Source organism: Paenarthrobacter sp. NPDC090520, assembly GCF_044769205.1.
Lineage (GTDB): Bacteria > Actinomycetota > Actinomycetes > Actinomycetales > Micrococcaceae > Arthrobacter.
In genome coordinates this window covers 1-23,906 of the sequence record NZ_JBIVXM010000016.1, presented here as the reverse complement: position 1 = coordinate 23,906, position 23,906 = coordinate 1, and the positions used below count along the sequence as shown (strand labels likewise).

The 23,906-nt window shown below is 65.4% G+C and carries 17 protein-coding genes and 1 pseudogene; 7 read left to right on the top strand and 11 right to left on the bottom strand.

Annotated features, from left to right (window positions below):
- Positions 1-64: 64 nt before the first annotated feature.
- On the top strand, positions 65-1,444 hold the full coding sequence (sepH, locus tag ACIQTZ_RS17580) for a septation protein SepH (RefSeq protein ID WP_402982565.1): 1,380 nt from the start codon (positions 65-67) through the stop codon (positions 1,442-1,444).
- Here the strand turns inward: sepH and ACIQTZ_RS17575 are convergent.
- The 4 genes from ACIQTZ_RS17575 to ACIQTZ_RS17560 form a co-directional block, all read right to left on the bottom strand.
- Positions 1,441-2,163, bottom strand: coding sequence for a thymidine kinase (locus ACIQTZ_RS17575; RefSeq protein WP_402982563.1), 723 nt, complete (start codon positions 2,161-2,163; stop codon positions 1,441-1,443). The genes sepH and ACIQTZ_RS17575 overlap by 4 nt on opposite strands.
- Positions 2,156-3,334, bottom strand: coding sequence for an alkaline phosphatase family protein (locus ACIQTZ_RS17570; protein ID WP_402982561.1), 1,179 nt, complete (start codon positions 3,332-3,334; stop codon positions 2,156-2,158). The genes ACIQTZ_RS17575 and ACIQTZ_RS17570 overlap by 8 nt, the downstream gene beginning before the upstream one ends.
- 29 nt (positions 3,335-3,363) lie before the next feature.
- A complete protein-coding gene (locus ACIQTZ_RS17565) occupies positions 3,364-4,089 on the bottom strand; it encodes a DUF5998 family protein (protein ID WP_400334554.1) in 726 nt (241 codons plus the stop codon).
- 78 nt (positions 4,090-4,167) lie between these two features.
- Positions 4,168-6,855, bottom strand: a complete 2,688-nt coding sequence (locus ACIQTZ_RS17560) for a GNAT family N-acetyltransferase (RefSeq protein WP_402982560.1) — start codon at positions 6,853-6,855, stop codon at positions 4,168-4,170.
- A 55-nt stretch (positions 6,856-6,910) separates the two neighbouring features.
- Between ACIQTZ_RS17560 and ACIQTZ_RS17555 the strand changes: the two genes are divergently transcribed.
- On the top strand, positions 6,911-9,436 hold the full coding sequence (locus tag ACIQTZ_RS17555; RefSeq protein ID WP_402982558.1) for a DNA topoisomerase (ATP-hydrolyzing) subunit A: 2,526 nt from the start codon (positions 6,911-6,913) through the stop codon (positions 9,434-9,436).
- Positions 9,437-9,493: 57 nt separating this feature from the next.
- Here the strand turns inward: ACIQTZ_RS17555 and ACIQTZ_RS17550 are convergent, their stop codons facing one another.
- Positions 9,494-9,886: a VOC family protein gene (locus ACIQTZ_RS17550; RefSeq protein ID WP_400334560.1), complete on the bottom strand. Its 393-nt coding sequence runs from the start codon at positions 9,884-9,886 to the stop codon at positions 9,494-9,496.
- Between the two features lie 126 nt (positions 9,887-10,012).
- On the opposite strand from ACIQTZ_RS17550, the gene ACIQTZ_RS17545 reads away from it, so the two are divergent.
- Positions 10,013-10,531, top strand: coding sequence for a DinB family protein (locus ACIQTZ_RS17545; protein WP_402982557.1), 519 nt, complete (start codon positions 10,013-10,015; stop codon positions 10,529-10,531).
- Positions 10,532-10,540: 9 nt separating this feature from the next.
- Here the strand turns inward: ACIQTZ_RS17545 and ACIQTZ_RS17540 are convergent, their stop codons facing one another.
- The 4 genes from ACIQTZ_RS17540 to ACIQTZ_RS17525 are packed head-to-tail and all read right to left on the bottom strand — an operon-like array spanning position 10,541 to position 17,641.
- Positions 10,541-11,566 carry a GNAT family N-acetyltransferase gene (locus ACIQTZ_RS17540; protein WP_402982556.1) on the bottom strand — a complete coding sequence of 342 codons (1,026 nt, stop codon included), beginning with the start codon at positions 11,564-11,566 and terminating at the stop codon, positions 10,541-10,543.
- A 9-nt stretch (positions 11,567-11,575) separates the two neighbouring features.
- A complete protein-coding gene (gene cydD / locus ACIQTZ_RS17535) occupies positions 11,576-14,935 on the bottom strand; it encodes a thiol reductant ABC exporter subunit CydD (protein ID WP_402982555.1) in 3,360 nt (1,119 codons plus the stop codon).
- 6 nt (positions 14,936-14,941) lie between these two features.
- Complete coding sequence (gene cydB / locus ACIQTZ_RS17530; protein ID WP_400334568.1) at positions 14,942-16,039, bottom strand: cytochrome d ubiquinol oxidase subunit II; 1,098 nt, start codon at positions 16,037-16,039, stop codon at positions 14,942-14,944.
- A gap of 18 nt (positions 16,040-16,057) precedes the next feature.
- Positions 16,058-17,641, bottom strand: a complete 1,584-nt coding sequence (locus ACIQTZ_RS17525; RefSeq protein WP_402982554.1) for a cytochrome ubiquinol oxidase subunit I — start codon at positions 17,639-17,641, stop codon at positions 16,058-16,060.
- Between the two features lie 296 nt (positions 17,642-17,937).
- On the opposite strand from ACIQTZ_RS17525, the gene ACIQTZ_RS17520 reads away from it, so the two are divergent.
- Both ACIQTZ_RS17520 and ACIQTZ_RS17515 read left to right on the top strand, forming a co-directional pair.
- Entirely contained in the window at positions 17,938-18,324 is a 387-nt protein-coding gene (locus ACIQTZ_RS17520) for a BlaI/MecI/CopY family transcriptional regulator (RefSeq protein WP_397322825.1), read from the top strand.
- Between the two features lie 5 nt (positions 18,325-18,329).
- Positions 18,330-19,319, top strand: a complete 990-nt coding sequence (locus tag ACIQTZ_RS17515) for a M56 family metallopeptidase (protein ID WP_402982552.1) — start codon at positions 18,330-18,332, stop codon at positions 19,317-19,319.
- A gap of 28 nt (positions 19,320-19,347) precedes the next feature.
- Here ACIQTZ_RS17515 and ACIQTZ_RS17510 read toward each other — a convergent pair whose 3' ends face one another.
- Positions 19,348-19,887 (bottom strand): Chromate resistance protein ChrB, encoded by a 540-nt coding sequence (locus tag ACIQTZ_RS17510; RefSeq protein WP_402982551.1) that lies wholly within the window; start codon positions 19,885-19,887, stop codon positions 19,348-19,350.
- A 34-nt stretch (positions 19,888-19,921) separates the two neighbouring features.
- Between ACIQTZ_RS17510 and ACIQTZ_RS17505 the strand changes: the two are divergent.
- Positions 19,922-21,112, top strand: a pseudogene (locus ACIQTZ_RS17505) (MFS transporter).
- Here the strand turns inward: ACIQTZ_RS17505 and ACIQTZ_RS17500 are convergent.
- Positions 21,109-23,217: a type IIA DNA topoisomerase subunit B gene (locus ACIQTZ_RS17500; protein ID WP_402945840.1), complete on the bottom strand. Its 2,109-nt coding sequence runs from the start codon at positions 23,215-23,217 to the stop codon at positions 21,109-21,111. The pseudogene ACIQTZ_RS17505 and the gene ACIQTZ_RS17500 sit on opposite strands and share 4 nt — an antisense overlap.
- A 255-nt stretch (positions 23,218-23,472) precedes the next feature.
- On the opposite strand from ACIQTZ_RS17500, the gene ACIQTZ_RS17495 reads away from it, so the two are divergent.
- Complete coding sequence (locus ACIQTZ_RS17495; protein WP_021473125.1) at positions 23,473-23,694, top strand: hypothetical protein; 222 nt, start codon at positions 23,473-23,475, stop codon at positions 23,692-23,694.
- Positions 23,695-23,906 lie beyond the last annotated feature (212 nt).

Genomic DNA, 23,906 nt, shown 5'->3' with positions numbered 1-23,906 from the left:
AGGAAAAGGGCACCGTGGGTGGCAGAGTTTCGAATGTCAGTTATGCCATGTGGTGGAGGGTGTTATGCAGGATCTACGGCTGGTAGGCGTCCACGACGACGGCGGGCATCTCCTCTTGAGCGGTCCCGGCGGTGCCATGTTCCAGCTTCCGATCGACGAGGCCTTGCGGGCCGCGGCGAGCCGGACCCCTGCCCAGGTCGCAGCACGCGCCTCCATCACTCCCGTGGCCATGTCGCCGAGGGATATCCAGGCAAGGATCCGCAGCGGTTCAACCGCCGCGGAAGTGGCCGAGCTGTCCGGCCTGCCCCTCGCGAACGTCCAGCGCTACGAAGGACCGGTCCTCGCCGAACGCGAGTACGTGGCACAGCAGGCACGCAACGTGGAAGTGGCTGCTCCCTCCCCTGGCCATGACGTCCACCGTTCGGCCTTCGGGGACAACCCCGCCACCCTGGGCGAGATGGTAGCCCACAGGTTGTCGGCCCACGGCATTGACCCTGCCACTGTCGAATGGGATTCCTGGCGCCGCACCGACGGCACCTGGACCGTCGTCGCGCGCTTTGAAACCGTACCCGGCTCCGACGGGACCATCGGCGAAGAACCGCCTGCCATGTGGACCTTCAGTCCACAACGGAAGTCCCTGCACAACGCCAACCGCTGGGCCCAGCAGTTAAGCGAACTTGAGCCGCTGGACGGCCCTGTTCCGGCGCGCCGGCTGGCTGCCGTCTCGGACCGGCCTTTCGACGTCGAAGCAGACGGCGGCGCTTCCGTGCGGGCGTCTGCGAAGGACTCGGACAACCTCCTGGAGATGCTTCGCTCGCGGCGTGGACAGCGCCTCGGAGTGGACGAAGACGCAGACGACGCCTTGGCCGTCCTGTTGAGCAACGTCCCGGCGGCGCACCCCCGCCCCGACGACGAAGGCCAGGACCAGCGCGACGAACCCAGCGGGGATCACACCGCACCCGATACCCAGCCGGCAACCGAACCTGCGGCTCGGGACGGCCGCCCGTCCATCCTGTCACGGCTCAGCCTCGCACCCCGGCACGTTGAATCCGACGACGCCGACGATTCCCTCCGGCTGCACGACGGCGTCAGTACTGAAACACGGGAGATTACCGTCGTCGCCGGCCCCCTGCGCCCGGTTCCCGCGCTTGACGAACTGCCGACGGCGGCCGATACACCCGTCGCGGACGACGAGACAGACGGCACAGGTGACATTCCAGGCCAGGGCCCCGTCCAGAGGGCAGGCCTCGATGAGTTGCTGGGTGGTCCAGCCTCGGCCGGATCCCGGCGCCACCCCGCGCCGACCGATGGCTCCGCTGCCGGATCCAAGGAACGCCCCGCGCCGAAGGCAGACGAAGCACCGGCCGAACGCCAGCCTTCGCGGCCCAAGCGGTCCAGCATCCCCAGTTGGGACGAGATCGTCTTCGGGGCCCGGGGAGACTAACTCCGGCGCAGTTCCCCTGCCCCCGGCCACAGGCAGGCTTCGATGTCGAACGGCAATGTCTGGTCGGAACCTGCCATGAGGTTGGCACCATGGGCCGTGACGCGGCGCATGTAGTGCCTCCTGCAGAGCGTCTCGTACTCCACCACTCCCGCTGTCGGCACGGCGTCATCCATCAGTGCGTCATCCCCCGGCGCGACGTCGCCAACCATGACCTGTTCGCCCTCCACCACCATGATGCCGTCCAGGGTCCGGGCATTTTGGGTGGCGCGGCGGCCGCACCAGCACAGGGCCTCGACCTGCAGGACCTGGACTTTGTCCGCGAGTTCAATCAAGCGCTGCGAACCGGGAAAGAGCCTGGTACGGAAGTCCGAGGTAATTCCGAAGGCGAAGACATCAACATCCATCTCGTCCACCAGGCGGGCCAGTTGCTCCACTTGGGCCGCGGAATAGAACTGGGCTTCGTCGCAAATCAGGTAGTCCACCCGGAGTCCGCCGGTCCGCCGGACCACCACCTCATCCCAAAAATCGGTGGAGCCGTGCACCTCCACGGCGTCGGTCTGCAGCCCAAGCCTGCTGGAAATAATGGATTCCCCTGCCCGGTCATTACAGCTGAAACGCACGCCACCCCGGCCCCGTGCCCGGTGGTTGTGGTCCATCTGCAGCGCGAGCGTCGATTTCCCGCAGTCCATGGTGCCGGAGAAGAAGACCAGCTCAGCCACGGGCACCCTTCTTGCCGGTGGCGGAAAAGCAGAGGAACGGTACTTCGCGTTCGGCCTTGGTCAGGGAGCCGTGCTGACCCACTACTTCGAGGGATGTCGGCCGGACACGCCTGGTGTCATACAGCGCGAGCGTGTCCCGCGCCGCCACCATGATGTCGCCGATGCGGGCAGACACCTGCGCCTCGACGTCGCCGAACAAACCGGCCGAGACGGCCTGTTCGCGGGTGAACAACCAGATCCGCTCCCCGAACCGTTTACGCCACGCTGCCAGGAGTGACTCCCGCGTGGTCGGGCCTGCGTCAGGTTCAAGGTACAGATGAACCATGCGCGGCTCGCCGGCCGTGTGGCGGACGCCGGCCACCAAGGACGCATCTGCCGCATAATCGATGCGCTGGGACTCGGGAACGTCGAGCATTCCGTGATCTCCCGTGACCAGGATAGTGGTGCCCGCGGGGAGGGACATGGACAACCGCTTCACTGTGGCGTCGAGCTCTTCGAGTTGGTGCTCCCAGCGCTCGGACTGGCAGCCGTGGCGGTGGCCCGCCTTGTCCAGCTCATTGACGTAGAAGTACATCAACGACGGGCCGCCGGACGCCATCGCCTCGGCAGCAGCAGCCGTCCGTGCATGGAGTGTTGTGCCACCGACAAAGCGGCTGCCCCGAAGTGCGGCCTGTGTCATGGGCGAGTTGCCGAACTGCGGGAGGCTTACCGTCACGACGTCCACCTCGGCGGACACCCGCTCAAAGATTGTGGGGTGGGGCTGCCAAAGGGCGGGATCCACGTGGGCATCCCAGTTGCCGAGCAGGTTGACCACTTTGTCCTGGGCGGGATCCAGGACGTCGTAGCCCACCATGCCGTGGCTTCCGGCCGGCAAGCCCGTCCCCAGGCTGGAGAGGGATGCCGCGGTGGTGCTCGGAAAAGCCGAGTCGATCCACGTGGGGACCCGGCCCTGGCCTGCTGCGAGGACCGAGCGAAGGAACGGTGTGTGCGATGCCTTTTGTTTCAGCAGCGCACGGCCCAAGCCGTCAGCCAGGACCACGCAAACCCGCTTGCTGGCCGGAAGCTGGAGCTTGTTGGCAAACCCCTGGACGCCCAGGCTGGCGGCTGCGCTGGTCAGGACCTCAGCAATCGACTTGTCGCCGAACAGCGGCGGTGAGGGTACGTCGGACACGGCGTTGGTGCTGTTTGGCCCCGCTATCCTCAACGCTGGTGTCCGCGACCCAGGCGGTTGCTGAAGACACCTGAGCGCGGCCGTGGCGCAGGTATGCCGGCATGCGGAACGGGTGTGGGAACACCCGTATTCACGGCGCGTAAAGCCCGGGCGAAGACCTTGGCGTCCTGGACTGCCTGAAGCCCGTCCGCCTCGGCACTGATGCGCAGCACAATGTCCTCCTGGGCAATGGTTCCCGTATAGCCGTGGTCCGCCTCGCACTGCGGATCGCCGCAACTGGCCGGGCCCATGTCCAGCCTCTGTCCACCGGACCAGGCGATGGAGAGCGTCAGCTCGCGGACAGGATCGGACGGTTTGTAGTCCTGGGGTTGGGAGTACATGTAGCTCAGCACGACGGAACGGATCTGGGCCACAGGCACCGACTCCGTGGAAATCTGCGCGACAATCTGCTCGCCGGCCTCATCCAATTGCTGGTCGTCCACGTGGGTGATGACCAGCATGTCCTCCGTCAGTACCAGCACGGTGATGTGGCGCCGGACCTCAGCCCGGTCGAAATGGGTTTCCAGGTGCACCAGGTGGGACAGGCAATCACGGCCGTCCAAGGCATCATCGACGACGTCGGCCACCAGGCGCGGGTAGAAACCTGCCTGCTGCAGGGCCTGGTCCAGGCTCTGTGCTTGGGAGCTGTGGTTGCGCGCGGTGTGGTGCCCGGTGTTTGACGGGCGGGATTGAGGCGTCGGAGACTGGGTGCTCATTCCCCCATTTTCACAGATCGCTTGGTGACTTCCTAACCGCATCGCACGGCACAAACGCATGCCGTGCGTGGTCAGGGGCTAGTTCCGCATGGCCCGGCGCGCGCTGTCCGTCCGTTGCGCCGCATTGCCGATCCACACTTCGGCCCCCAGGATGGTTGCCCCCTTGGGGCCCGCCAGCACGGGGTTGAACTCGATCAGGGCGATTCCCGGGTGGTCGTCCTTGAGTTTTGCCAACCGGGCCGCCACGTCTTCCAAGGCCGGGACGTCCACCGCCGGCAGGCCCTGGTATCCGAACAGCTTCCGGGATGCCCGGGGCGACCGGATGACGTCGTGCACGTCGGCTGCGGACAGGGGCGGAACCCGGTGCGCCCAATCGTCCAGGAGGTTCACGGCGTCCCCTGCCAGGCCGAAGGACACTACCGGCCCCAGCAGGGGGTCCTCCATGGCCCTGAAGGTGCAGGCCTGGCCTACTGGAGCCATGGCCTGGACTTCCAGCGACGAGGATCCATACGGTTCCAGCGCCCGGCGCATTTGTTCGATGTTCTGGCGAAGCGATGCAGCGTCCTGGATGTCCAGGCGCACCCCGCCCAGGTCCAGCCGGTGCCTCAGCGCAGGGTCCGTGGTCTTCAGCACCACCGGCCATCCAATCGATTCGGCTGCCTTGACAGCCTCATCGGGCGTGCCGAAGCCGATCGCCGGCACCACCCCGATTCCGTAACCGGCCAGCAACGCCGCGGCAGCACCGGCGTCGAGCTTTCGCAGTTTCTCCCCTGTCACCCCGGACAGCATCGACGCCAACGCCGCCCTGGTGCCCTCGACGTCGCATCCGTCCGGTTCGACGAACAGACCCTGGTCGCGATCGCGCCATTGCGCGTAACGGACGATCGCGGACAATGCGGCCACAGCGGACCCCGCATTGGAGTAGCACGGCAGTTGCGGCGTGCCGTCCTGCCCCACCATGCCCTCAACCTGCACGGAAGGATCCAGGATTCCCGTAAACGCAGCCACCACTGGTTTGCCGGCCTCCGCAGCACACTCGGCAAGGACTTCTGCGAGCGCCGCCACCGTCACCCCCCGCGCCGGCAGGAGCGCGGCAATGAGCGCCTGTACCGATTCGTCGGCGAGGATGTCCCGCAGGCTCCTCCGGAAAGCCGGCAGCGCAAGCGACATCCCGGCGTCGAGGTCAACGTCAGTGATGGTTCGCCTGACGTCGAGTCCGGCGGGGGCCGCGGCGTCCGCCACCACCGTGGCAAGAGCCACCGAATTGGCGAAGACCGCCACTCCGGGTCCGGCCGGGAGCGACTGTGTGGAGACGATCTGGGCGATGTCCATGAGCTGCTCTATGGTGTCCACGCGGATCACGCCGGCTTGGCGCATCATGGCATCCACGGCCGCCGCGGGCGCCTGGGTGGTCCGGACTTCGTGCCCGGGCGGAAGCCGGAGGCCGGTGACGTCGGACTTCGCGACGATCACGGGCTTGCTGCGGGACAACCTTCGGGCAAGACGCGAGAACTTGCGCGGGTTGCCAATGGATTCAAGGTAAAGCCCGACGGCGGAGGTGTCCGCGTCGTCTTCCCAGAACTGCATGGCATCGTTGCCGGAGACGTCGGCCCGGTTGCCTGCCGAAAGGAACGATGACAACCCGAGGCGGCGCCGGCTTGCGGCCGCATAGACTGCCACCCCCACTGCTGCGGACTGGCTGAAGAGGCCAAGCCCTCCCCTGGGCGGCATGGTGGGAGCCATGGAGGCATTGAGGGAAATGTCCGGGTGGGTGTTCAGGATGCCCAGCGACTCAGGCCCGATCACGCGCATGCCGTTGGCGCGGGCACGCCTGACCAGTTCGTGCTGGCGGGCGAGGCCCCGCTCGCCGTCGTCCGCGAAGCCCGCCGTGGCCACCACGAGTCCCTTGACGCCGGCGGCCGCGCACTCGTCCACCACTCCGGGGACTTCCTCGTAGGGAACCGCGATGATGGCGAGTTGCACCGGTCCTGGTATCTCCGAGAGGCGGGCGAAGGAGATCATGCCCGCCAGTTCGAACGCCTCCGGGTTGACGGCGTAGACGGGGCCCTTGAAGCCACCTTCGATCACGTGTTCGAGGAGTTGGTAGCCGATGGTTCCCCATTTGCGGCTGGCACCGATGACGGCAATGGACGACGGCGCCAGCAGGTCGCGCACGCTGCGCGCCTCTGCGCGGTGCTCGCGCGCCTCCATGACAGCCCGCGACTTCTCGGTGGGGTCGATGTTGAATTCGACGCTGACGACGCCGTCGTCGAACTGGCGGGTGAGGTCGTAACCGGCGTCCGCGAAGACCATGAGCATTTTCCGGTTCTCCGGCAGGACTTCCGCGGTGAAGCGCCGGATGCCGTTTTCGCGGGCAGCAACGGCCAGGTGCTCCAGCAGGATGGAGCCAATGCCGCGGCCTTGATGGGCATCGGAGATGTTGAAGGCGACTTCCGCCTCGGCGGGGTCGTCCAGGCGGTCGTAGCGCCCGACGCCCACGATCTCGCCACCGATGGTGATGACGAACGCGACCCGGTTGACGTGGTCCACTTCGGTAAAGCGACGGACTTCCTTGCCGGAGAGCTTGGCCTTGAAGGAGAAGAACCGCATGTAGATGGAGGCTTGTGACTGGCCTGCGTGGAAGGCCTGCAGCGCGTCCGCGTCCTCCGGGCGGATGGGGCGAAGGTGGGCGGTCCCGCCGTCGCGCAGGACGACATCGGCCTCCCAATATTCCGGATAAATGCCGACCCCGGGCTGATCCACCATAGGCTTAGCCTAGCTAAAACATCCGCAGTACAACTTTCAAGGATCCACCACACCCATGGCCCGCAGCCAAACTTCAGCACGCAAAGGCGAGCCCCTCGGCGATTTCACCGAGACGATCGTCGACATTGACGTCACTTCCGAGATGGAGGGCTCCTTCCTGGAGTACGCCTATTCGGTGATCTATTCGCGTGCCCTTCCCGACGCACGTGATGGCCTCAAGCCTGTCCAACGCCGCATCCTCTACATGATGGCCGATATGGGCCTCCGCCCCGACCGAGGCCACGTCAAGAGTGCCCGCGTGGTGGGCGAAGTGATGGGCAAGCTCCACCCGCATGGTGACGCCGCGATCTACGACGCCATGGTGCGCATGGCGCAGGATTTCTCCCTTCGCCTGCCGTTGATCGACGGCCACGGCAACTTCGGTTCGCTGGACGATGGTCCGGCCGCGCCCCGGTACACGGAGGCCCGGCTGGCCGCCGCAGCCCTGACCATGACCGACCACCTCGACGAAGACGTGGTGGACTTCGTTCCGAACTACGACAACCAACTGACCCAACCCGAAGTCCTGCCGGCCGCGTTCCCCAACCTCCTGGTGAACGGAACCACTGGCATCGCCGTGGGCATGGCCACCAATATGGCTCCGCACAACCTGGTGGAAGTCATCGCGGCCGCACGCCATCTGATCGCCAACCCCGAGGCGACGCTGGATGACATCATGAGGTTCATCCCGGGGCCGGACCTGCCCACGGGTGGGCGGATCGTCGGCTTGGACGGCATCCGCGACGCGTACGCCGGAGGACGCGGTTCCTTCAAGACCCGGGCCAAGGTGGAGGTGGAGCAGCTCACTGCCCGGCGCACCGGCCTGGTGGTCACGGAGCTTCCGTACATGGTTGGCCCGGAAAAGGTGATCGAGCGCATCAAGGATGCGGTCAACGCCAAGAAGCTGACCGGCATCAGCGACGTCGTGGACCTGACGGACCGCAACCACGGCCTGCGCCTGGTGATCGAACTGAAGAACGGCTTCAATCCCAACGCCGTCCTCCAGCAGCTCTACCGGTTCTCGCCGATGGAAGATTCCTTCGGCATCAACAACGTCACCCTGGTTGACGGCCAGCCGCAGACGCTTGGGCTCCTGCAGCTCCTGCAGGTGTACGTGGACCACCGCCTTGACGTGGTCCGCCGGCGGACGGCGTTCCGCTTGGGCAAGAAGAAGGACCGCCTCCACTTGGTGGAGGGCCTTCTGATCGCCATCGTGGACATTGACGAAGTCATCCAGATCATCCGGTCTTCCGATGAGGCTTCCGCGGCCCGCGAACGCCTGATGTCCATCTACGACCTCACCGAGATCCAGGCCAATTACATCCTGGAGCTCCGCCTTCGCCAGCTCACCAAGTACTCCCGCATCGAGCTGGAGAAAGAGCAGGACGAACTGCGCAGGGAAATCGAAGCCCTCGAGGCGATCCTGGGCAGCGACCAGTTGCTTCGCGAGCTGGTTTCCGGCGAGCTGGCCGAGATCGCGGAGAAGTACGGAACTCCGCGCCGGACAGTCCTGTTGGAATCCGAGGCTGTGTCTCCTACGGTCGCCGCCGCCCTGGCGTCTGCCGCTCCGGGCCCCAAGGGCAAGGCCGCCGCGCTTCCCTTGGAAATTCCGGACGACCCCTGCTGGGCGTTGCTCAGCATGTCCGGCCAGATCGCCCGGACCTCCAACCAGGAACCCCTCGCCGAATCGGGTCCGCGCGCAAAACACGATGTGTTCCGTTCGGTGGTCAAGACCACGGCCCGCGGCGAAATCGGCGCCGTGACCTCCACCGGCCGGATGCTCCGGCTCCAAGTGATGGACATGCCTGTGCTTCCGCCGGTGAGCGGTTTGCCCAACCTGGCCGGCGGTGTGCCGGCCAGGGAATTCATCACGCTGCTCAAGGGCGAGGCCCTGGTGGCCTTCGTCCCGCTGGACCAGATCCTGGCGATCGGCACAGTGCAGGGCGTGGTGAAGCGCGTCCAGCCCGACTATCCGTTGAACCGCGAGGACTGGGAGATCATCTCGCTCAAGGACAAGGACACCGTCCTCGCCGTGGAACCGGCGCAGGAGGACGACGTCGATCTCGTCTTCCTGACCAAGCAAGCCCAGTTGCTGCGGTTCAGTGCGTCCAACGTCCGGCCGCAGGGCCGCACGGCAGGGGGCATGGCGGGCATCAAGTTGGCAGCGGGAGACGAAGTGATCCACTTCGGTGCCGTGCGCCCGAACGATCCGGCCGCCGTCGTGGTCACCATCGCCGGAACCGTTGGCGCCTTGCCCGGAACGGCGCCGGGCACGGCGAAAGTGACGGCGTTCGACGAGTACCCGGCCAAGGGCCGCGCCACCGGCGGTGTCCGCGCCCACCGTTTCCTCAAGGGCGAAGACACGCTCCTGCTGGCGTGGGCGGGGCATGGCCCGGCCAAGGCGTCGACCAGCGCTGGCGTTGCCCGGGCCCTTCCGCATGAACACGGCCGAAGGGATGGGTCCGGCGTGCCGTTGTCCCAACCGGTGGAGGCGATCGGTCCGAGCATGGCGTGGCCCGAAGCCGCTCCGGACGGCGCGTAGGCGAGGCAAAGGAAAGGCCGGCGGCCTCAGGAAGCCGCCGGCCCGTCCCGTTGGGCGTCAGCCGTTCCGGCCCATCTGGTTCAGGCTGAGGATGTTTCCCTCGGTATCGAGGAACCAGGCCGCTGCGGTGCCATCGGGCATGGTGGCGATGCCATCCTCTGTCTTCAGCCCGGGGAAGTCGTAGTCTTCGAAAACCACGCCCTTTCCGCGGAGTTCGGCTACTGTGGCGGCAAGATCATCCACATTCCAGCCCATCTGGGTGTTCTTGGCCGTTCCGGCGTTCGGCGTTTCGTAGAGCAGGAACGCCGTTCCGCTGCCACAGCTGTACTGCAGGTTGTCGGCAGCATCCGGATTGTCGGGTTCAAGACCGAGTTTCTCGCTGTAGAACCCGCGGGCCCTGGCCAGATCCTGTGCCGGCAGAACGGCAGCTACTTGCTGATCTTTGAGCATGATTCTCTCTTTCCGGCTCTCCTCCCGGAACGAACTCTACTCCTGCGCCGACGCGAAGCAATCGGCAAACGGGACCTGTTTAACCGCCTGCGCAGTACAAGGCAAGGAGCCGCATAGACTGGCGGTATGCCGATCATTCCTGAGGACAAAGACTGGACGTGGGTGCTCACCGAGCCCTGCCCCGAATGTGGATTCGATGCTTCGACGGTCACGCCGACGACCGTACCCGGAAGCGTCCTGAGCATGCTTCCCCGGTGGCGTTCGGTCCTCAAGCGCGAAGATGCAACAACCCGGCCCAATGACCACACGTGGTCCCCCGTGGAATACGCGTGCCACGTCAGGGATGTCTTCGAGCTGTTCGGCCAACGCTTGAACCTGATGCTCACGCAGGAAAATGCAGCCTTCGACAACTGGGACCAGGACCAGGCAGCCATCGATGGCGACTACGGATCCTCCGACCCCAGCCAGGTCGCCGACGAACTGGTCACCGAAGGCGAACAGGTGGCTGAGTCGTTCGCACGCGTAGTCCAGGATGAATGGGAACGGACCGGCACGCGAAGCAACGGCTCGGCCTTCACGGTCCTGACGTTTTCGCAGTACTTCCTGCACGACGTCGTCCATCATCTGCACGACGTCGACGGCTGAACGACAGCGCTACAATAACTTCTCCCACGTGATGCTCCGGTTTACCGGCGTGTAACCCATGCCCACGTACAAACCGAGCGCTCCCGTGGGATTCGCCGAGTCCACATCCAGCGAGGCCATGTCCATGCCGGCCGCCGCGAACCTGCGCATGGCATCGGCCAGCAGGGCCTGGGCGATCCCCCTGCCGCGGAATTCGCGCCGTACACCGAGCAGTTCCGTGTAGCCCTCGGTGAAACCGCGATCGGCGGCGGCGTCGGGGTCGAAGCTGGCCAGCTGGTATCCCGCCACCGTCCCCGAGGCCGTATCGATCGCCACCGTGCTCCAGTCGTGCCGGGCCGTGGGCTCTTCCATGGTGAATCGCCATGATTCCCGATCCCTCGGTTCACTGCCCCAGTGGTCCCTGAAAGCGTCGTTGTGTGCCAAACGGACCGGCTCGTGCAGCGAGGAGTCCAGGGTGCGCAGTTGAAGTCCCGGAGGGAGCGGCGCCAGGGGCAGGGGAATCGACAGTGGACGGTGCATCTCATTGAACCAACGCACAGCCGCATACCCGCGCGATTCCAGCAGCACCGCCTGGTGCCGGTGCTGCTCCTCCGTCCGCACCCGGAGCCGGGGTGGTGACGCCAGGTGCCCTGACCCGGCGTCGGCGGTGAACCGTTCGATGGTCCGTGCTTCCTGCCAGGCAAGGACGGCCGAGCCGATCCCCCGGCGCTGCCAGCCAGGATCGACGCAGCCCATGCCAGTGGCCTTGTCCCCGTCCGGGTTCTTGATGATGCGGCCGTAGGCCCGGGCCACTCCGTCGCCATCGAGGCCCAGAAGAGTGTTGATCCGGGCGTCGTTGGTGGTTGACTCCAGGATGTGGACCAGGTCACCGGACTTCTCGAACCACGCAGGATGCTCGACGGCGGCCGTCCGGGCGATCAGTGCGGCCCAGTTGTGGAGCTGGTCCACGGTGGCGGCTTGCCACCGCAGGCCCGTAGCCTCGGCTGTCGGTAGATCGTCGCGCGGCGGAACGTCATGAGGGTGCTCTACGGCCATGCCAACAGGCTACTGAGCAGTGCGGCGACTCACCAGTTCAGCTGCGACCCGGGACTTTCCCTGCAGCTCCAACCGGGCGTCCGTGGGATCGATGTCCGCTGGATTGTGCGTCACCAGCACTACGGTCACATCCCGAAGTCCGCGCCGAAGGGTCGCCATCATGTCGCGGGCGGAGGCGGCATCCAGGTGGGCAGTCGGTTCATCGAGCAGCAGGACCTGCGCCCCGGTCAGGAGCGTCCTGGCCATGGCAAGCCGCTGCCGTTCACCCCCGCTGAGGAATGCCCCGCCTGGACCGATCCTGGTATCGAGTCCTTCCGGCATGCCGCCAACCAACGAGTCCAACCCCACGTCCGCGAGGGCCTTGTACATCTCCGCTTCGCCCGGTTTGTCTCCCGAGGGCCTGGACAGGAGGAGATTGCCACGGATCGTGGAGTCGAAGAGGTGCGCTTCCTGGGGACACCACGCGGCGCTTCCGGTCAGCCGGACAGTCCCCGAGGACGGTCGGAGGAAGCCAAGCAGAACCGACAACAGCGTGGACTTGCCGGACCCCGACGGCCCGGTGACGGCCAGCCACTGTCCGGGCTCAGCCTCAGCGGAAAGCGCGGAGAAGACCTCGGGGCCGCCCGGCCATGCTGCGGAGAGGTCCATCAGCTCGAGTCCCGGGCCGCCGTCCCGGTCGCGCAGCGGGTGGATGCCGCCGTCGTCGTTCGGTCCCTCAACGGTGGAGTCCAGCGCTCCCGCGTCGGCCACACGGCGCAGGACGGCTGCGAGCGCAGGGGCTTGGCGGACGGCAGGCACCACTCCGGCGTATGGTTCCACCAAGGCGAGCTGCATGAGGACGATCACGGCCACCAGGGCGGGGCTGACAGTACCGTCCATGGATGGCGCTGCGCCCAGGAGTCCGGCCCATAGGGCAGCCACTGAGCAGGCCAGGACGATGACGGCCTGGCCCAGCCCTTCGGCCCACGCGGATCGCTGTGCTGCGAGGGTGGCTTCGCGGTCTTGCTCCTTGAGCGCCTCCAGGACAGGTTCGGCCACACCGTTGGCCGAGAGTTCGGCGCGCGCGTCCAGGGCCGCCGCGGTTCCGCGCAGGACGCCCGCGTGGAGTTTCTGCTCGGCCGTCGCGGCGTTCCGGTCAGCGAACAGTGCCAGCAAGGGAGCCGCCACCAGTCCGAATACGGCCGCCACGAGCGTGGCCGGCAGCGCGGCGGGAAGCACCAACGCAGTGGCAATGATGGAGCCTGCCGCTACGCCCGCGGCTGCCAGGGGCGGAAGCACCACCCTGGGCAGGAGGTCCCGGAGGGTGTCGATGTCATCCACCACCGAGCCCAGGACGTTTCCGCCCTGCAGCAATCTGCGAAGGGCCAGCGCACGGCGGCTCAACGCCGCCCACAAGGAGCCACGCAAACGGCTCATCGCCGCGAACACGGCGTCGTGGGTCAGCAGCCGTTCGGTGTACCGGAGCACGGCCCGGCCAATGCCGAAGAAACGGACCCCTACGATCGCGCCCAGCAAGTAGAGGATGGGAGGTTGTTCGCTCGCCCGGATGATGAGCCATCCGGACAATCCGGACAACGCCACCGCGAAGAGGGCGGCAAGTACGCCCACCACGGCGGCTCCGGCGAATTTCCAGCGGACCGGCCTCAGGACTGCGCCCAAGGATGCAGGAATCGCCCTCCGACCGATAACGGGAACACCGTTGCCCTCTTGAGCGGTGGCGTCCGCCCCCGGGTCCCCTGTACCGCTGGCAGTCAGGAGGGGTTCCGGCAACTGGGCCGCTGGTTCGCCGGCCCGCCCCAGGAAGACGGTGTGGTCCGCGAGCCGTCGCGTGGCGGCGTCATGGGCCACCAAAACCACCGTGGCATGGCTGCGCAAGGACCCGATGACGGATCGCACCACGGCTGCTGACTGTTGGTCCAGGTGGGCCGTTGGTTCATCCAGGAGCAGCAACGTGGCCCCTGACTCAAGGCGTGCGAGCCCACGGGCCAAGGCAACCCGACGCAGCTCCCCCGGGCTCAGTTCAGCTGGATGTTTGCCTGCCAAGTGTCCTGCCGCGGCCTTCTCCAGCAACCGGGCAGCAAGCGCGGGATCCTGCGATGCTTCGCCGAGATAGAGCAGGATTTCGTCCTGCACGGTTGCGCTCGCCATGACCGGATGCTGCGGGACCCAGGCAACCGTCCCGGCGCCCGCAACCGTGCCGGCCACGGATGCTTCGGCTCCGTTGCCCACCAGGCCGGCCAGGACAGCCAGGACAGTCGTCTTGCCGGCACCGCTTGGACCGTCCAAGGCAGTAACCCGCCCGGCGGGTGCGGTGAACGTCAGAGGCCCGACGGCGGGTCCCGGCCTTCCCGCATAGCCCACCACCAGATCGGTAACCACGACGTCGGCTGGCCCGGACGTACCGGGACCGTCACTCGTGACCGGGGTGCTGGCGGGTGCGGCCAGCACGGCGTTGGCGGTTTCGAGGGCCTCCCGGCCGTCGTCGCTGGCGTGGTGGGCGGTACCGAGCTCGCGCAGTGGCAGGTAGCAGTCGGGTGCCAGGATCAGTGCCAGGAGTCCTGCTTCGAGGGCCATGTCCCCACCCACCAGCCGCACGCCGATGAACACTGCCACCACCGCCACGGAGATCGTGGCGATGAGTTCAAGGGCCAGGGCCGACAGGAACGCGGTACGCAGTGTGGCCATGGTCCGGGACCGGTACTGCTCGGAGATATCCTCCAGGGCAGCGCGCTGGTCGCCTGCCCTTCCCAGGCCCACCAGGACAGGCAGGCCCTTGGCCAATTCCAGGATGTGGCCGGACAGGGTGCGCAGCGTGGTTTGGGCCTCGCGGACCTTGTCCTCGGTGTGCCGCCCAATGAGGACCATGAAGAGCGGCACCAACGGGACCGTCAGGACGATGACCACGGCGCTGACCCAGTCCGCCCACAGAATCCTGGCACCCACCAGCAGGGGTATGGTCGCACAGTTGACCAAGGCAGGGAGGTACTGCGTGTAGTAGTCGTCCAGGGCGTCCAGGCCCCGGGTAGCAAGAATGGCCAGTCCGCCATCGTTGACCCTGGCACCGGTGGAGGCTCCGCCGTCGGTCAATGCTTTGCGCAGGAGTTGCGCGCGCAGTTCCTCTTTGACGCCCAGGGCGGCACGCCGGGACGCGATTCCTTGGCCCCATACGGCGAAGGACCTGAGCACCGCACCCACGGCACCCCACACCAGGCCGCCATGCCAGTCCGAATCACCTCCTGCAAGGCCCGCGAGCATCCCGGCCACGGCCTGGGCCATCAGGACCAGGGCCAGTGCCTTGAGTGCAGACAGGACGCCTGTTCCGTAGAGCGCGGCGCGGGTTGCAGGACCGGAGGGGAACACGGGCTTCATGGAGGGCTAGGCTCCTGGGCTGGAGGCGTTGCCGGGCTGCTGCCGATCCTGCTGGGGAGCCGCGTTCAGCAGCACCTTGGAGGCGATGGCAGGCAGGAAGCCGTGGGCCTCGGGAATGTGCGACGAGCTGACCCGCCTCCGGAAGACCCAGTACGTCCAAGCCTGGTAAGCGATGACCAGCGGGAGGCCCACCGCAGCCACGACGCTCATCAGGCCCAAGGTGTAGTCCGAGGATGAGGCGTTGGAGATGGTCAGGTTGAAAGCGGGATCAAGGGTGGATGGGATGACCACGGGGAACGCTGCCCCAAAGATCGAGGCAGTTGCGCACACAACGAACGCCCCGGTGGCCCCAAACGCCCGTCCCTCGGCACCCTTCCGGGCCCACAGCCATGCCAGGACCACGGCCACCACTCCGGCGACCACCAGCACCCAGGTCCATGGCTTCCCGCTCAGGAACTGCACGGCAACCATCCACCCGAGCAGCGGCAATGCGGCCACGGCGACCAAACGCACGAACCAGCGGCGCGCCCGGTGCCGCACTTCGCCGTCGGTCTTCAAGGCGAGGAAAGCCAAGGCATGGACCAAGGCGAACGCCACCACAGCGAGGCCGCCCAGCAGCGCGTACCCGCTGAACCAGGCCAGCGGACCTCCAGTGCGGTCGCCGTTGGCGTCGATGGGCAGGCCCGTGGTGGTCAGTGCCAGCGCGGCGCCGATCCCGAAGGCGGCCACGAAGGAACCCAAAGCGATGGCCCAGTCCCACCCGTTGCGCCAGCGTTCGGTGTCCACCTTGCCGCGGTATTCGAAAGCCACCGCCCTGAAGATGAGGGCCACCAGGACCAGCAGCAGGGGCAGGTAAAGCGTGGAAAACAGGGACGCGTACCAGAGGGGGAACGCCGCGAAGGTCGCTCCGGCCGCTGTGAGCAGCCACACCTCGTTACCGTCCCATACGGGTCCGATGGTGTTCAACAGCACGCGCCGGTCCGTGTTGTTCCGGGCAAAGAGCTTCATGAGCATCCCGACGCCCAGATCGAACCCTTCGAGGAAGAGATAGCCGGTCCACAACACAGCGATGGCCACGAACCAGATAGTTGGCAACAGTTCCATTGGTGGTTTCCTCTGTCTCTAGTAGGCGAAGGCCAGCACGTCGTCGCCCTTGTCCGGGGCGGAAGAGTCATGGTCGTCGCCGTCGTCCTTGCTGTGGGCCAGTTCCGGCATGGCCGAAGCGACACCGCCGCGGACGTACTTGACCAGCAGCCTGACCTCCACCACCAGGAGCACAGCGTAAATGGCAGTCAGGACCACCAACGAACCCATGATTTCGCCGGCGCTCACGCCCGGGGAGACGGCGGCGGCCGTGAACATGAACACCTGGTCGATGCCGTTCATGTCCGGGTTCGGTGCCACCACGAAGGGTTGGCGGCCCATTTCGGTGAAGATCCACCCGGCCGCATTGGCACCAAACGGGGCAAGGATGCCAAATACAGCCAGGCGCATGAGCCACCGGGACTCGGGAACAACTCCCTTGCGGGTCACCCAGAGGGCAAGAAGGGCTGCCAGAGCAGCGACGCCACCGAATCCGATCATCATCCGGAAGCCCCAGTAGGTCACTTCCATAACAGGCACATACTGGATCTCCTGGCCTGCACGGTCACCGTACAACGGGTTGTCCGGCAGGTGGGTGCCGTACTTCTCCTTGTATTCGCCCAGGAGGCTGTTGACGCCCTTCACCTCGGTGGTGAAGTCACCCTTGGCGAGGAAGGAGAGGATTCCGGGAACCTCGATCACCGCCACAATGTCGTCACAGTTCTTGGCCCCCAGGTTGCCCACACTCAGGACGGAGAAACCGGTCCCGTCGTGGCACGCGGCTTCAGCCGCGGCCATCTTCATGGGCTGCTGCTCGAACATGAGCTTCCCTTGCAGGTCGCCGGTGATGGCTGTACCGGCAAAGGAGATCATGGCCACTACTGCGCCGATGCGGAGGGAGCGCATCCACACGGTGTAGTCGGTCCTGTCGCGGCCGGGGATGGCAGCCTCGCCCGGTACCAGCTTCCCGTCCTTGCCCACCACGTCAATGCCGTCGTGCCGCCTCCGCCACAGGTGGTACCAGGCGATACCCAGCAGGAAGGCCCCCGCCACGCCCAGCGCCCCGAAGAGCGTGTGTGGAACGGCTACCAAGGCCGTGTTGTTGGTGAACACCGCCCAAGCGTCCGTCATGACGGGCCGGCCATCCACCATTTCCACTCCGACGGGGTGCTGCATCCAGGAGTTGGCGACAATGATGAAGTAGGCAGAGAAGATGGAGCCGATCACGGCGATCCACAGGCACGCCAGGTGCACGCCACGCTTGAGCTGCTTCCAGCCGAAGATCCACAGCCCCAGGAACGTGGACTCCACGAAGAAGGCCAACAGTGCTTCCAGGGCCAAGGGGGCGCCGAAGACGTCACCGACGAAACGGCTGTACTCACTCCAGGCCATGCCGAACTGGAATTCCTGCACAATACCGGTGGCCACGCCCATGATGAAGTTGATGAGGAAGAGCTTTCCCCAGAACTTGGTCATCCTCAGGTACTCCACTTTTCCCGTGCGGTACCAGAGGGTCTGGATGATGGCCACCACCAGGCCAAGTCCAATGGTGAGGGGAACCATCATGAAGTGGTAGACGGTGGTGATACCGAATTGCCAACGTGCAATTTCCAAGGCGTCCATGGCTGTCCTTTGTCCGGCGGCCCATAGCGGGTGCTTAGTTCTACGTTGCGTAGAAAACTAATCTTCTACACAGTGTAGAACAGATGCGGCAAGCTCAGTCCAATTCTTCAAGTGGCGTTACACGCCCGCAAGGGGGCAGCCCGGCACCGCATCCGGCGACTGCCGGGAGGTGCGGCGCGCCGACAGTTCTACTTCGCGTAGAATGGAGGCCTGAAAAGCGGTAGATTTATCGTGGAATGTTGGATCGTCGCGGTTTGCCAGAAGGATGGCGGGACGCGGAAGGTAGGGACGTATAGATGGCGAGTCTTGGGGAACTGGAACGGGCAGTGATGGATCTGCTCTGGGCGGGACAAGAAGCCGCAACCGCCAACACGCTGCGTGACTTGCTGGCCCAGGACTCCGAAGCGGGGGATGGCTCCGCCGGACACCAGGGCAAGGACCTTGCCGTGACCACGGTCCTGACCGTGCTGTCCCGCCTCGAAAAGAAGGGCCTAGTGGAGCGCGAACGCGGCACGCGTCCGCACCGCTACCAGGCCGTTTCCAGCCGGGCGGACCACACAGCCGAACTCATGCACGAGGTCCTCGGCTCAGCACCGGACCGGGAAGCCGTCCTGGCCCGCTTCATTGGCTCCGTCTCAGAAAGTGAAGCCGCGACACTGCGCAAATTGCTCGGCTACAATTAGCCACTATGTTCTGGACCTCATATCTCCTGGCGGTCCTGGCATTGATTTTGGCATGGCCTGTGCCTGTCCTACTTTCCCGGGCACAGTGGCCGGCGCGCTCCCCGTTTACCGCCATGGTGCTCTGGCAGGCGATAGCCCTTGCCGGTGGATTGTCGATGATCGGCGCCATGCTGGTCTACGGACTGGAGCCTATCGGCGACACCCTGATCGCCGGGCTGAAGGGCCTGGCGGGGATGGTCTTCAACAACGAACCAACCACAGCGTTGGGGTTCTGGCACCTCTTTGCGCTCTCGGCGGCCGCCCTGCTGACGGCCCACTTGGTCTTCACGCTGTTGCTGACCTACTACAAGATCGAACGGCAGCGGCGCAGGCACCGTGAATTGCTCGCCCTTCTCGCTTCTCCCTCCGCCGATGGCCCCGGGACTGTAGTCATCAACCACGACTCCCCCGTGGCTTATTGCCTCCCGGGCGGAGCCCGCTCGGTGACAGTCCTCTCCGATGGCCTGATGGCGGCTCTGGAACCGGCGGAACTCAGGGCGGTCCTCATCCACGAAAACGCCCACCTCTCCCAACGGCACGACCTCCTCCTCTGGGCCTTTGCAGCCTGGCGGCAGGCGTTGCCCTGGTTTCCCACCACCAGGCTGGCGCAGACCGCGGTGAATTCGCTGATCGAAATGCTCGCCGACGACGTCGCCCTGCGGACCGAAAGCAAGGGCACGCTCATCAAGGCCATCGCAATAGTCTCCAGCGGCTCGGCGTCGCCTGGCACCCTTTCAGCCGGCTCGCTGGCGGGAGGCAGCGGAATCATCGAGGGCGGATCCGTCAGCGCCACCGGCGGGGCCGACTCCCCACGCACGACGGCGTCACGCGTCAGCCGCCTGCTCTCGCCTCAGCCACCACTCGCCAAGGGATTGCGAACGCTGGTTTTGGTGGTCTCGGCGCTGTTGCTCGCGGTCCCCACAGCGCTGCTGATTGTTCCGGGATTGCTCGGCTGACCCCGGGCTTCCTGCCGCTTGGGACCGGCTACGTGAGGGTGGCCTCGTAGACCAGTTCGGCAAAGCCATCCAAGTCTGCAGAGCACCGTGCCAAGCGATCGGCGGCCTCCGAGGCCTGCGGCAAACGCAAGACATCCCGTGACTTCAACTCCCGGAACCATCGACGCAGGCGCTCCAGGCTCTGCTCTTCTTCCTCGAGTTCTGCGAGTGTGAACTTCTTGCGTGAGATCTCCTTGGCGATCTCCTGCTCGAAATTGCCGCAGTCAGCCGCAAACTCAGTCCATTCATCGGCCCGCGCCGCCACGAACGCGTCGCGGAAGGCGGAACCTCCGTCTCCTCGCGGAACGGCATCCACAACTGTCCAGGTACCTGATCCCTTGTCAACGAGCTGCTGGACCCGGCCGAGTCCTTCCTCGAACGCGGGATGTGCGGGTAGGACCCAGGTTCCTGGCGACAGCGGCACTGCCCCGGTCTTCCGCAGCTCCCTCCACACGGCCACCCGATGCCGCGAGGGCTGGGCCGGAACCTGCACTAAAAGCAGGAGCCATGCAATGTCGTTCTCAATCACATTATCGAATGTATCACCTGTTACATTGACTGATGTGAACGCTGAATCCCCCGTTTTCCACAACAGCCATCGATGGCCGCTCTACGCAGCCGGTTTCACCACAGCCTTTGGCGCCCACGCAGTGGCGGCCGGATTGGGTGCCTAAAGCGCCGACATCGGCCTCAACCTGCTGGGTTTGGGCGTCCTGCTCGCCCTCTACGACGTCGCCGAAGTCTTTCTCAAACCGGTCTTTGGCTCACTCAGCGACCGGATCGGACCCAAGCCGGTCATCGTCGGGGGTCTCGTAGCCTTCGCCGGCGCCTCCCTCATCGGGCTGTGGGCCGAACAGCCGCTCATGCTCGCAGCTGCGAGGCTGGGGCAGGGAATGGCGGCCTCGGCATTCTCGCCTGCGTCGTCGGCCAGCGTTGCGCGGCTGGCAGGCAGCAGGACCGGACACTACTTTGGCCGCTATGGCTCCTGGAAGGGCTTGGGGTACGCCATCGGCCCGCTGCTGGGCGCCCTCGCCATCATCACGGGTGGCTTCAGTTTGCTGTTCGGAATTTTGGCCATGGTGGGCCTGGTGGCCGCAATCTGGGTTGCTGTTGCCGTACCTCGCCTCCAGCCGCTCCCGCGGCCCCGATACACGATCCTGGACGTCTGGAGGCAAAGCACGCAACGGTCTTTTCTTGGCCCAACGATCGTCCTGGCCGCCAGCACAGGGGCATTGGGAGCGGCCGTCGGCTTCCTTCCCGCGTTGGCGGCCAGGGAAGGACTCGGCACGGCGGGGAGCGTCGCCGTCGTCACCGTCCTGGCCGTAGCATCCGCGCTCATCCAGCCGCGGATCGGAAAGCTCCGGGACCGCGGAATCCTGCACGACCGGCCCGGCATGGTATCCGGCCTCCTGGCAATCGCAGCCGGGACGCTAGCAGCGGCGCTGCTTCCCGGCCCGGCCGCCATTTACCTCAGTGCTGTGTTGGTCGGTGCCGGCATCGGCGTCGCGACGCCGCTGGCCTTCGCGCACCTTGCAGACTCCACACCGGCCGAGCGGCTGGGCCGCACCATGGGCTCGGCCGAACTCGGGCGGGAACTTGGCGACGCCGGAGGTCCCCTTCTGGTGGGCGGCATCGCCGTCGTTGCCGGCCTGCCGTGGGGGCTCGGCGCGCTTGCCGCCGTCGCAGCGGCCGCCTCCCTGGCCGCGCCGTCGGCAATAGCAGCCGACGATGCCGTTCGTTCCCCGCAACGCTAGGCGTCGATGCGTTCCCGGTCCAGCGTCGCGGCACCGGCGATGATGAACTCCTTGCGCGGTGCTACGTCGGAGCCCATCAGCAGGTCGAAGACTTCCTCGGCACGCTGGGCACTGTCGATGCCCACCTTACGCAGCGTGCGGTGCCTCGGGTCCATGGTGGTCTCGGCCAGCTGCTGGGCATCCATCTCGCCAAGGCCCTTGTAACGCTGGATCGGTTCCTTGTAGCGCTTTCCTTCCTTGGCGAGGTTGGACAAGAGCACGTGGAGCTCGGCCTCCGAGTAGGTGTAGATCATCTCGTTCGCCTTCTGGCCCGGATTGATGACTTCAACCCGGTGCAGCGGAGGCACGGCGGCGAATACCCTCCCGGCTTCGACCATCGGGCGCATGTACCGGAAGAACAGCGTCAGCAGCAGTGTCCGGATGTGCGCACCATCAACATCCGCGTCGGTCATGAGGATGACCTTGCCGTAGCGGGCAGCATCGATATCGAAGCTGCGCCCGGATCCTGCGCCCACAACCTGGATCAGGGCCGCACACTCGGCATTGGAGAGCATGTCCCCCACAGAGGCTTTCTGGACATTAAGGATCTTGCCGCGGATAGGCAGCAAGGCCTGGAAATCGGAAGAACGCGCCAGCTTGGCCGTGCCCAGCGCGGAATCACCTTCCACAATGAACAACTCCGAACGCGCAACATCGTCCGTCCTGCAATCGGCAAGCTTGGTAGGCATCGAGGACGTTTCCAGCGCATTCTTCCGGCGTTGGGTTTCCTTGTGCACGCGCGCCGAAATGCGCGACTTCATTTCGCTGACGATCTTCTCAAGGAGCAGCGAGGATTGCGCCTTATCATTGCGGTTGGCCGACGCCAGCTTCGCTGAGATTTCCTGCTCCACTACCCTGGCCACGATGGCCCGCACGGCCGAGGTCCCCAGGATCTCCTTGGTCTGCCCCTCAAACTGCGGCTCGGCCAGGCGCACTGTCAGGACTGCGGTCAAACCGGCCAGGACATCGTCCTTCTCGATTTTGTCGTTGCCGGCCTTGAGCTTGCGTGCATTGGCCTCCACCGCTTTGCGGAACGTCTTGAGCAGTGCGGCCTCAAAGCCTGCCTGGTGGGTTCCGCCCTTTGGAGTTGCGATGATGTTGACGAAACTCCGCATGGTGGTGTCGTATCCGATGCCCCAGCGCAGGGCAATGTCCACTTCGCAATCGCGCTCGACTTCGGCGATCTTGCTGTGGCCATTCTCGTCCAGTACGGGGACGGTCTCCTTGAATTTTCCGGATCCGTGCAGGCGCCAGATATCGGTCACACCGGAGTCGGCAGCAAGGAAATCGACGAACTCGGAAATTCCGCCATCGTGGTGGAAGACTTCCTCATGCACGCCGGCCTCACCGGGGGTGCCTGGCAGTTTGCGTTCGTCGCGGACGGTGATTTTCAGTCCCGGCACCAGGAACGAGGTTTGGCGGGCACGGGCAACCAGATCCTCGTAGGAGAACCGGGCATCAGGCGTAAAGATCTGACGGTCCGCCCAGTAGCGGACGCGGGTGCCGGTGACTCCCCGCTTGGCCTTGCCGACGACGTCAAGAACCGAGCCCTCCACGAACGGTTCAAACGCCGACTCGGGACCGGTCTTGGCGCCCGAATCCTGGAAACGCCCCGGCTCGCCCCGGCGGAAGGACATCTGGTACGTCTTGCTGCCGCGGTCCACCTGGACGTCCAATCGGCTTGACAAAGCGTTGACCACAGAAGCGCCAACACCGTGCAGGCCACCCGATGCAGTATAGGAGCCGCCGCCGAACTTACCGCCCGCGTGCAGCTTGGTGAAGACCACCTCGACGCCTGTCAGGCCCGTCTTGGGTTCAACGTCAACCGGGATGCCACGGCCGTCGTCGTGGATTTCCACCGAGTTGTCCGCGTGCAGGATGACCTTGATGTCGTGGCCGAATCCTGCAAGCGCCTCATCCACCGCGTTGTCGATGATTTCCCAGAGGCAGTGCATGAGGCCACGGGAGTCCGTGGAACCGATGTACATGCCCGGGCGCTTGCGGACAGCTTCCAGGCCCTCAAGGACAGAAAGATGCCGGGCGTTGTATTCAGAACTCGGTGCCACTCGCGGTGCGCTCCTTCGGGTATATCTCAGGGTGTTTCTAGCAGCGTTTGTGTCCGCCAAAATCAAGGCAAACTCTGCCCATACTAGGGTAGCCGCCGGCGCCGCCGGGAACGGTTTGCCACTCCCGTAAGCGGCATGGCGGTCCCGTTACGTTACGCACATGTGATACGCGGACAGCGAAAGTGATCCATCCTTGCCATGGTTCTGCTTCGAATACTGGTTATATGGATGTACAGAACTACTAAGGAGGCCGACATGACAACAGCAGTTGCAGACCGCACGCTAAACGCAGCTGACCGATGCGATCGTTGCGGGGCTCAGGCATATGTCCGCGTTGTACTCGAGTCCTCCGGCGGTGAGCTGCTTTTCTGCGGCCACCACGCCCGCGCAGTTGAGGCCACGCTCCGGCCCCTGACCTCCGACTGGCACGATGAGACCGAACGCCTCAACGAGAAGGCACCCGTTCCGGTCGACTAGGCAGGACAACACACCGCAGCAGGGCCCCTCCCACCAGGGAGGGGCCCTGTTTTCGTTTACTGGCTTGTCCCGGCGGGCATGGATGTACGCAAGTAACTGGCATTTGTGGTTGTTCCCAGCGCTTCGAATCATGCGGTGATCGCAACACCTGATTATTGAAGGGTGTCGATTGCCGTGGTGAAGTTCTCGAATCGTTTGGTTTCTGAGGTTGT

Coding starts and splice junctions, on each gene's coding strand:
- ACIQTZ_RS17520 (WP_397322825.1), top strand. CDS start 17,938: ATGGCGAGTCTTGGGGAACTGGAACGGGCAGTGATGGATCTGCTCTGG.
- ACIQTZ_RS17495 (WP_021473125.1), top strand. CDS start 23,473: ATGACAACAGCAGTTGCAGACCGCACGCTAAACGCAGCTGACCGATGC.
- ACIQTZ_RS17545 (WP_402982557.1), top strand. CDS start 10,013: ATGCCGATCATTCCTGAGGACAAAGACTGGACGTGGGTGCTCACCGAG.
- ACIQTZ_RS17560 (WP_402982560.1), bottom strand. CDS start 6,855: ATGGTGGATCAGCCCGGGGTCGGCATTTATCCGGAATATTGGGAGGCC.
- cydB (WP_400334568.1), bottom strand. CDS start 16,039: ATGGAACTGTTGCCAACTATCTGGTTCGTGGCCATCGCTGTGTTGTGG.
- ACIQTZ_RS17515 (WP_402982552.1), top strand. CDS start 18,330: ATGTTCTGGACCTCATATCTCCTGGCGGTCCTGGCATTGATTTTGGCA.
- ACIQTZ_RS17525 (WP_402982554.1), bottom strand. CDS start 17,641: ATGGACGCCTTGGAAATTGCACGTTGGCAATTCGGTATCACCACCGTC.
- cydD (WP_402982555.1), bottom strand. CDS start 14,935: ATGAAGCCCGTGTTCCCCTCCGGTCCTGCAACCCGCGCCGCGCTCTAC.
- sepH (WP_402982565.1), top strand. CDS start 65: ATGCAGGATCTACGGCTGGTAGGCGTCCACGACGACGGCGGGCATCTC.
- ACIQTZ_RS17565 (WP_400334554.1), bottom strand. CDS start 4,089: ATGAGCACCCAGTCTCCGACGCCTCAATCCCGCCCGTCAAACACCGGG.
- ACIQTZ_RS17550 (WP_400334560.1), bottom strand. CDS start 9,886: ATGCTCAAAGATCAGCAAGTAGCTGCCGTTCTGCCGGCACAGGATCTG.
- ACIQTZ_RS17555 (WP_402982558.1), top strand. CDS start 6,911: ATGGCCCGCAGCCAAACTTCAGCACGCAAAGGCGAGCCCCTCGGCGAT.
- ACIQTZ_RS17540 (WP_402982556.1), bottom strand. CDS start 11,566: ATGGCCGTAGAGCACCCTCATGACGTTCCGCCGCGCGACGATCTACCG.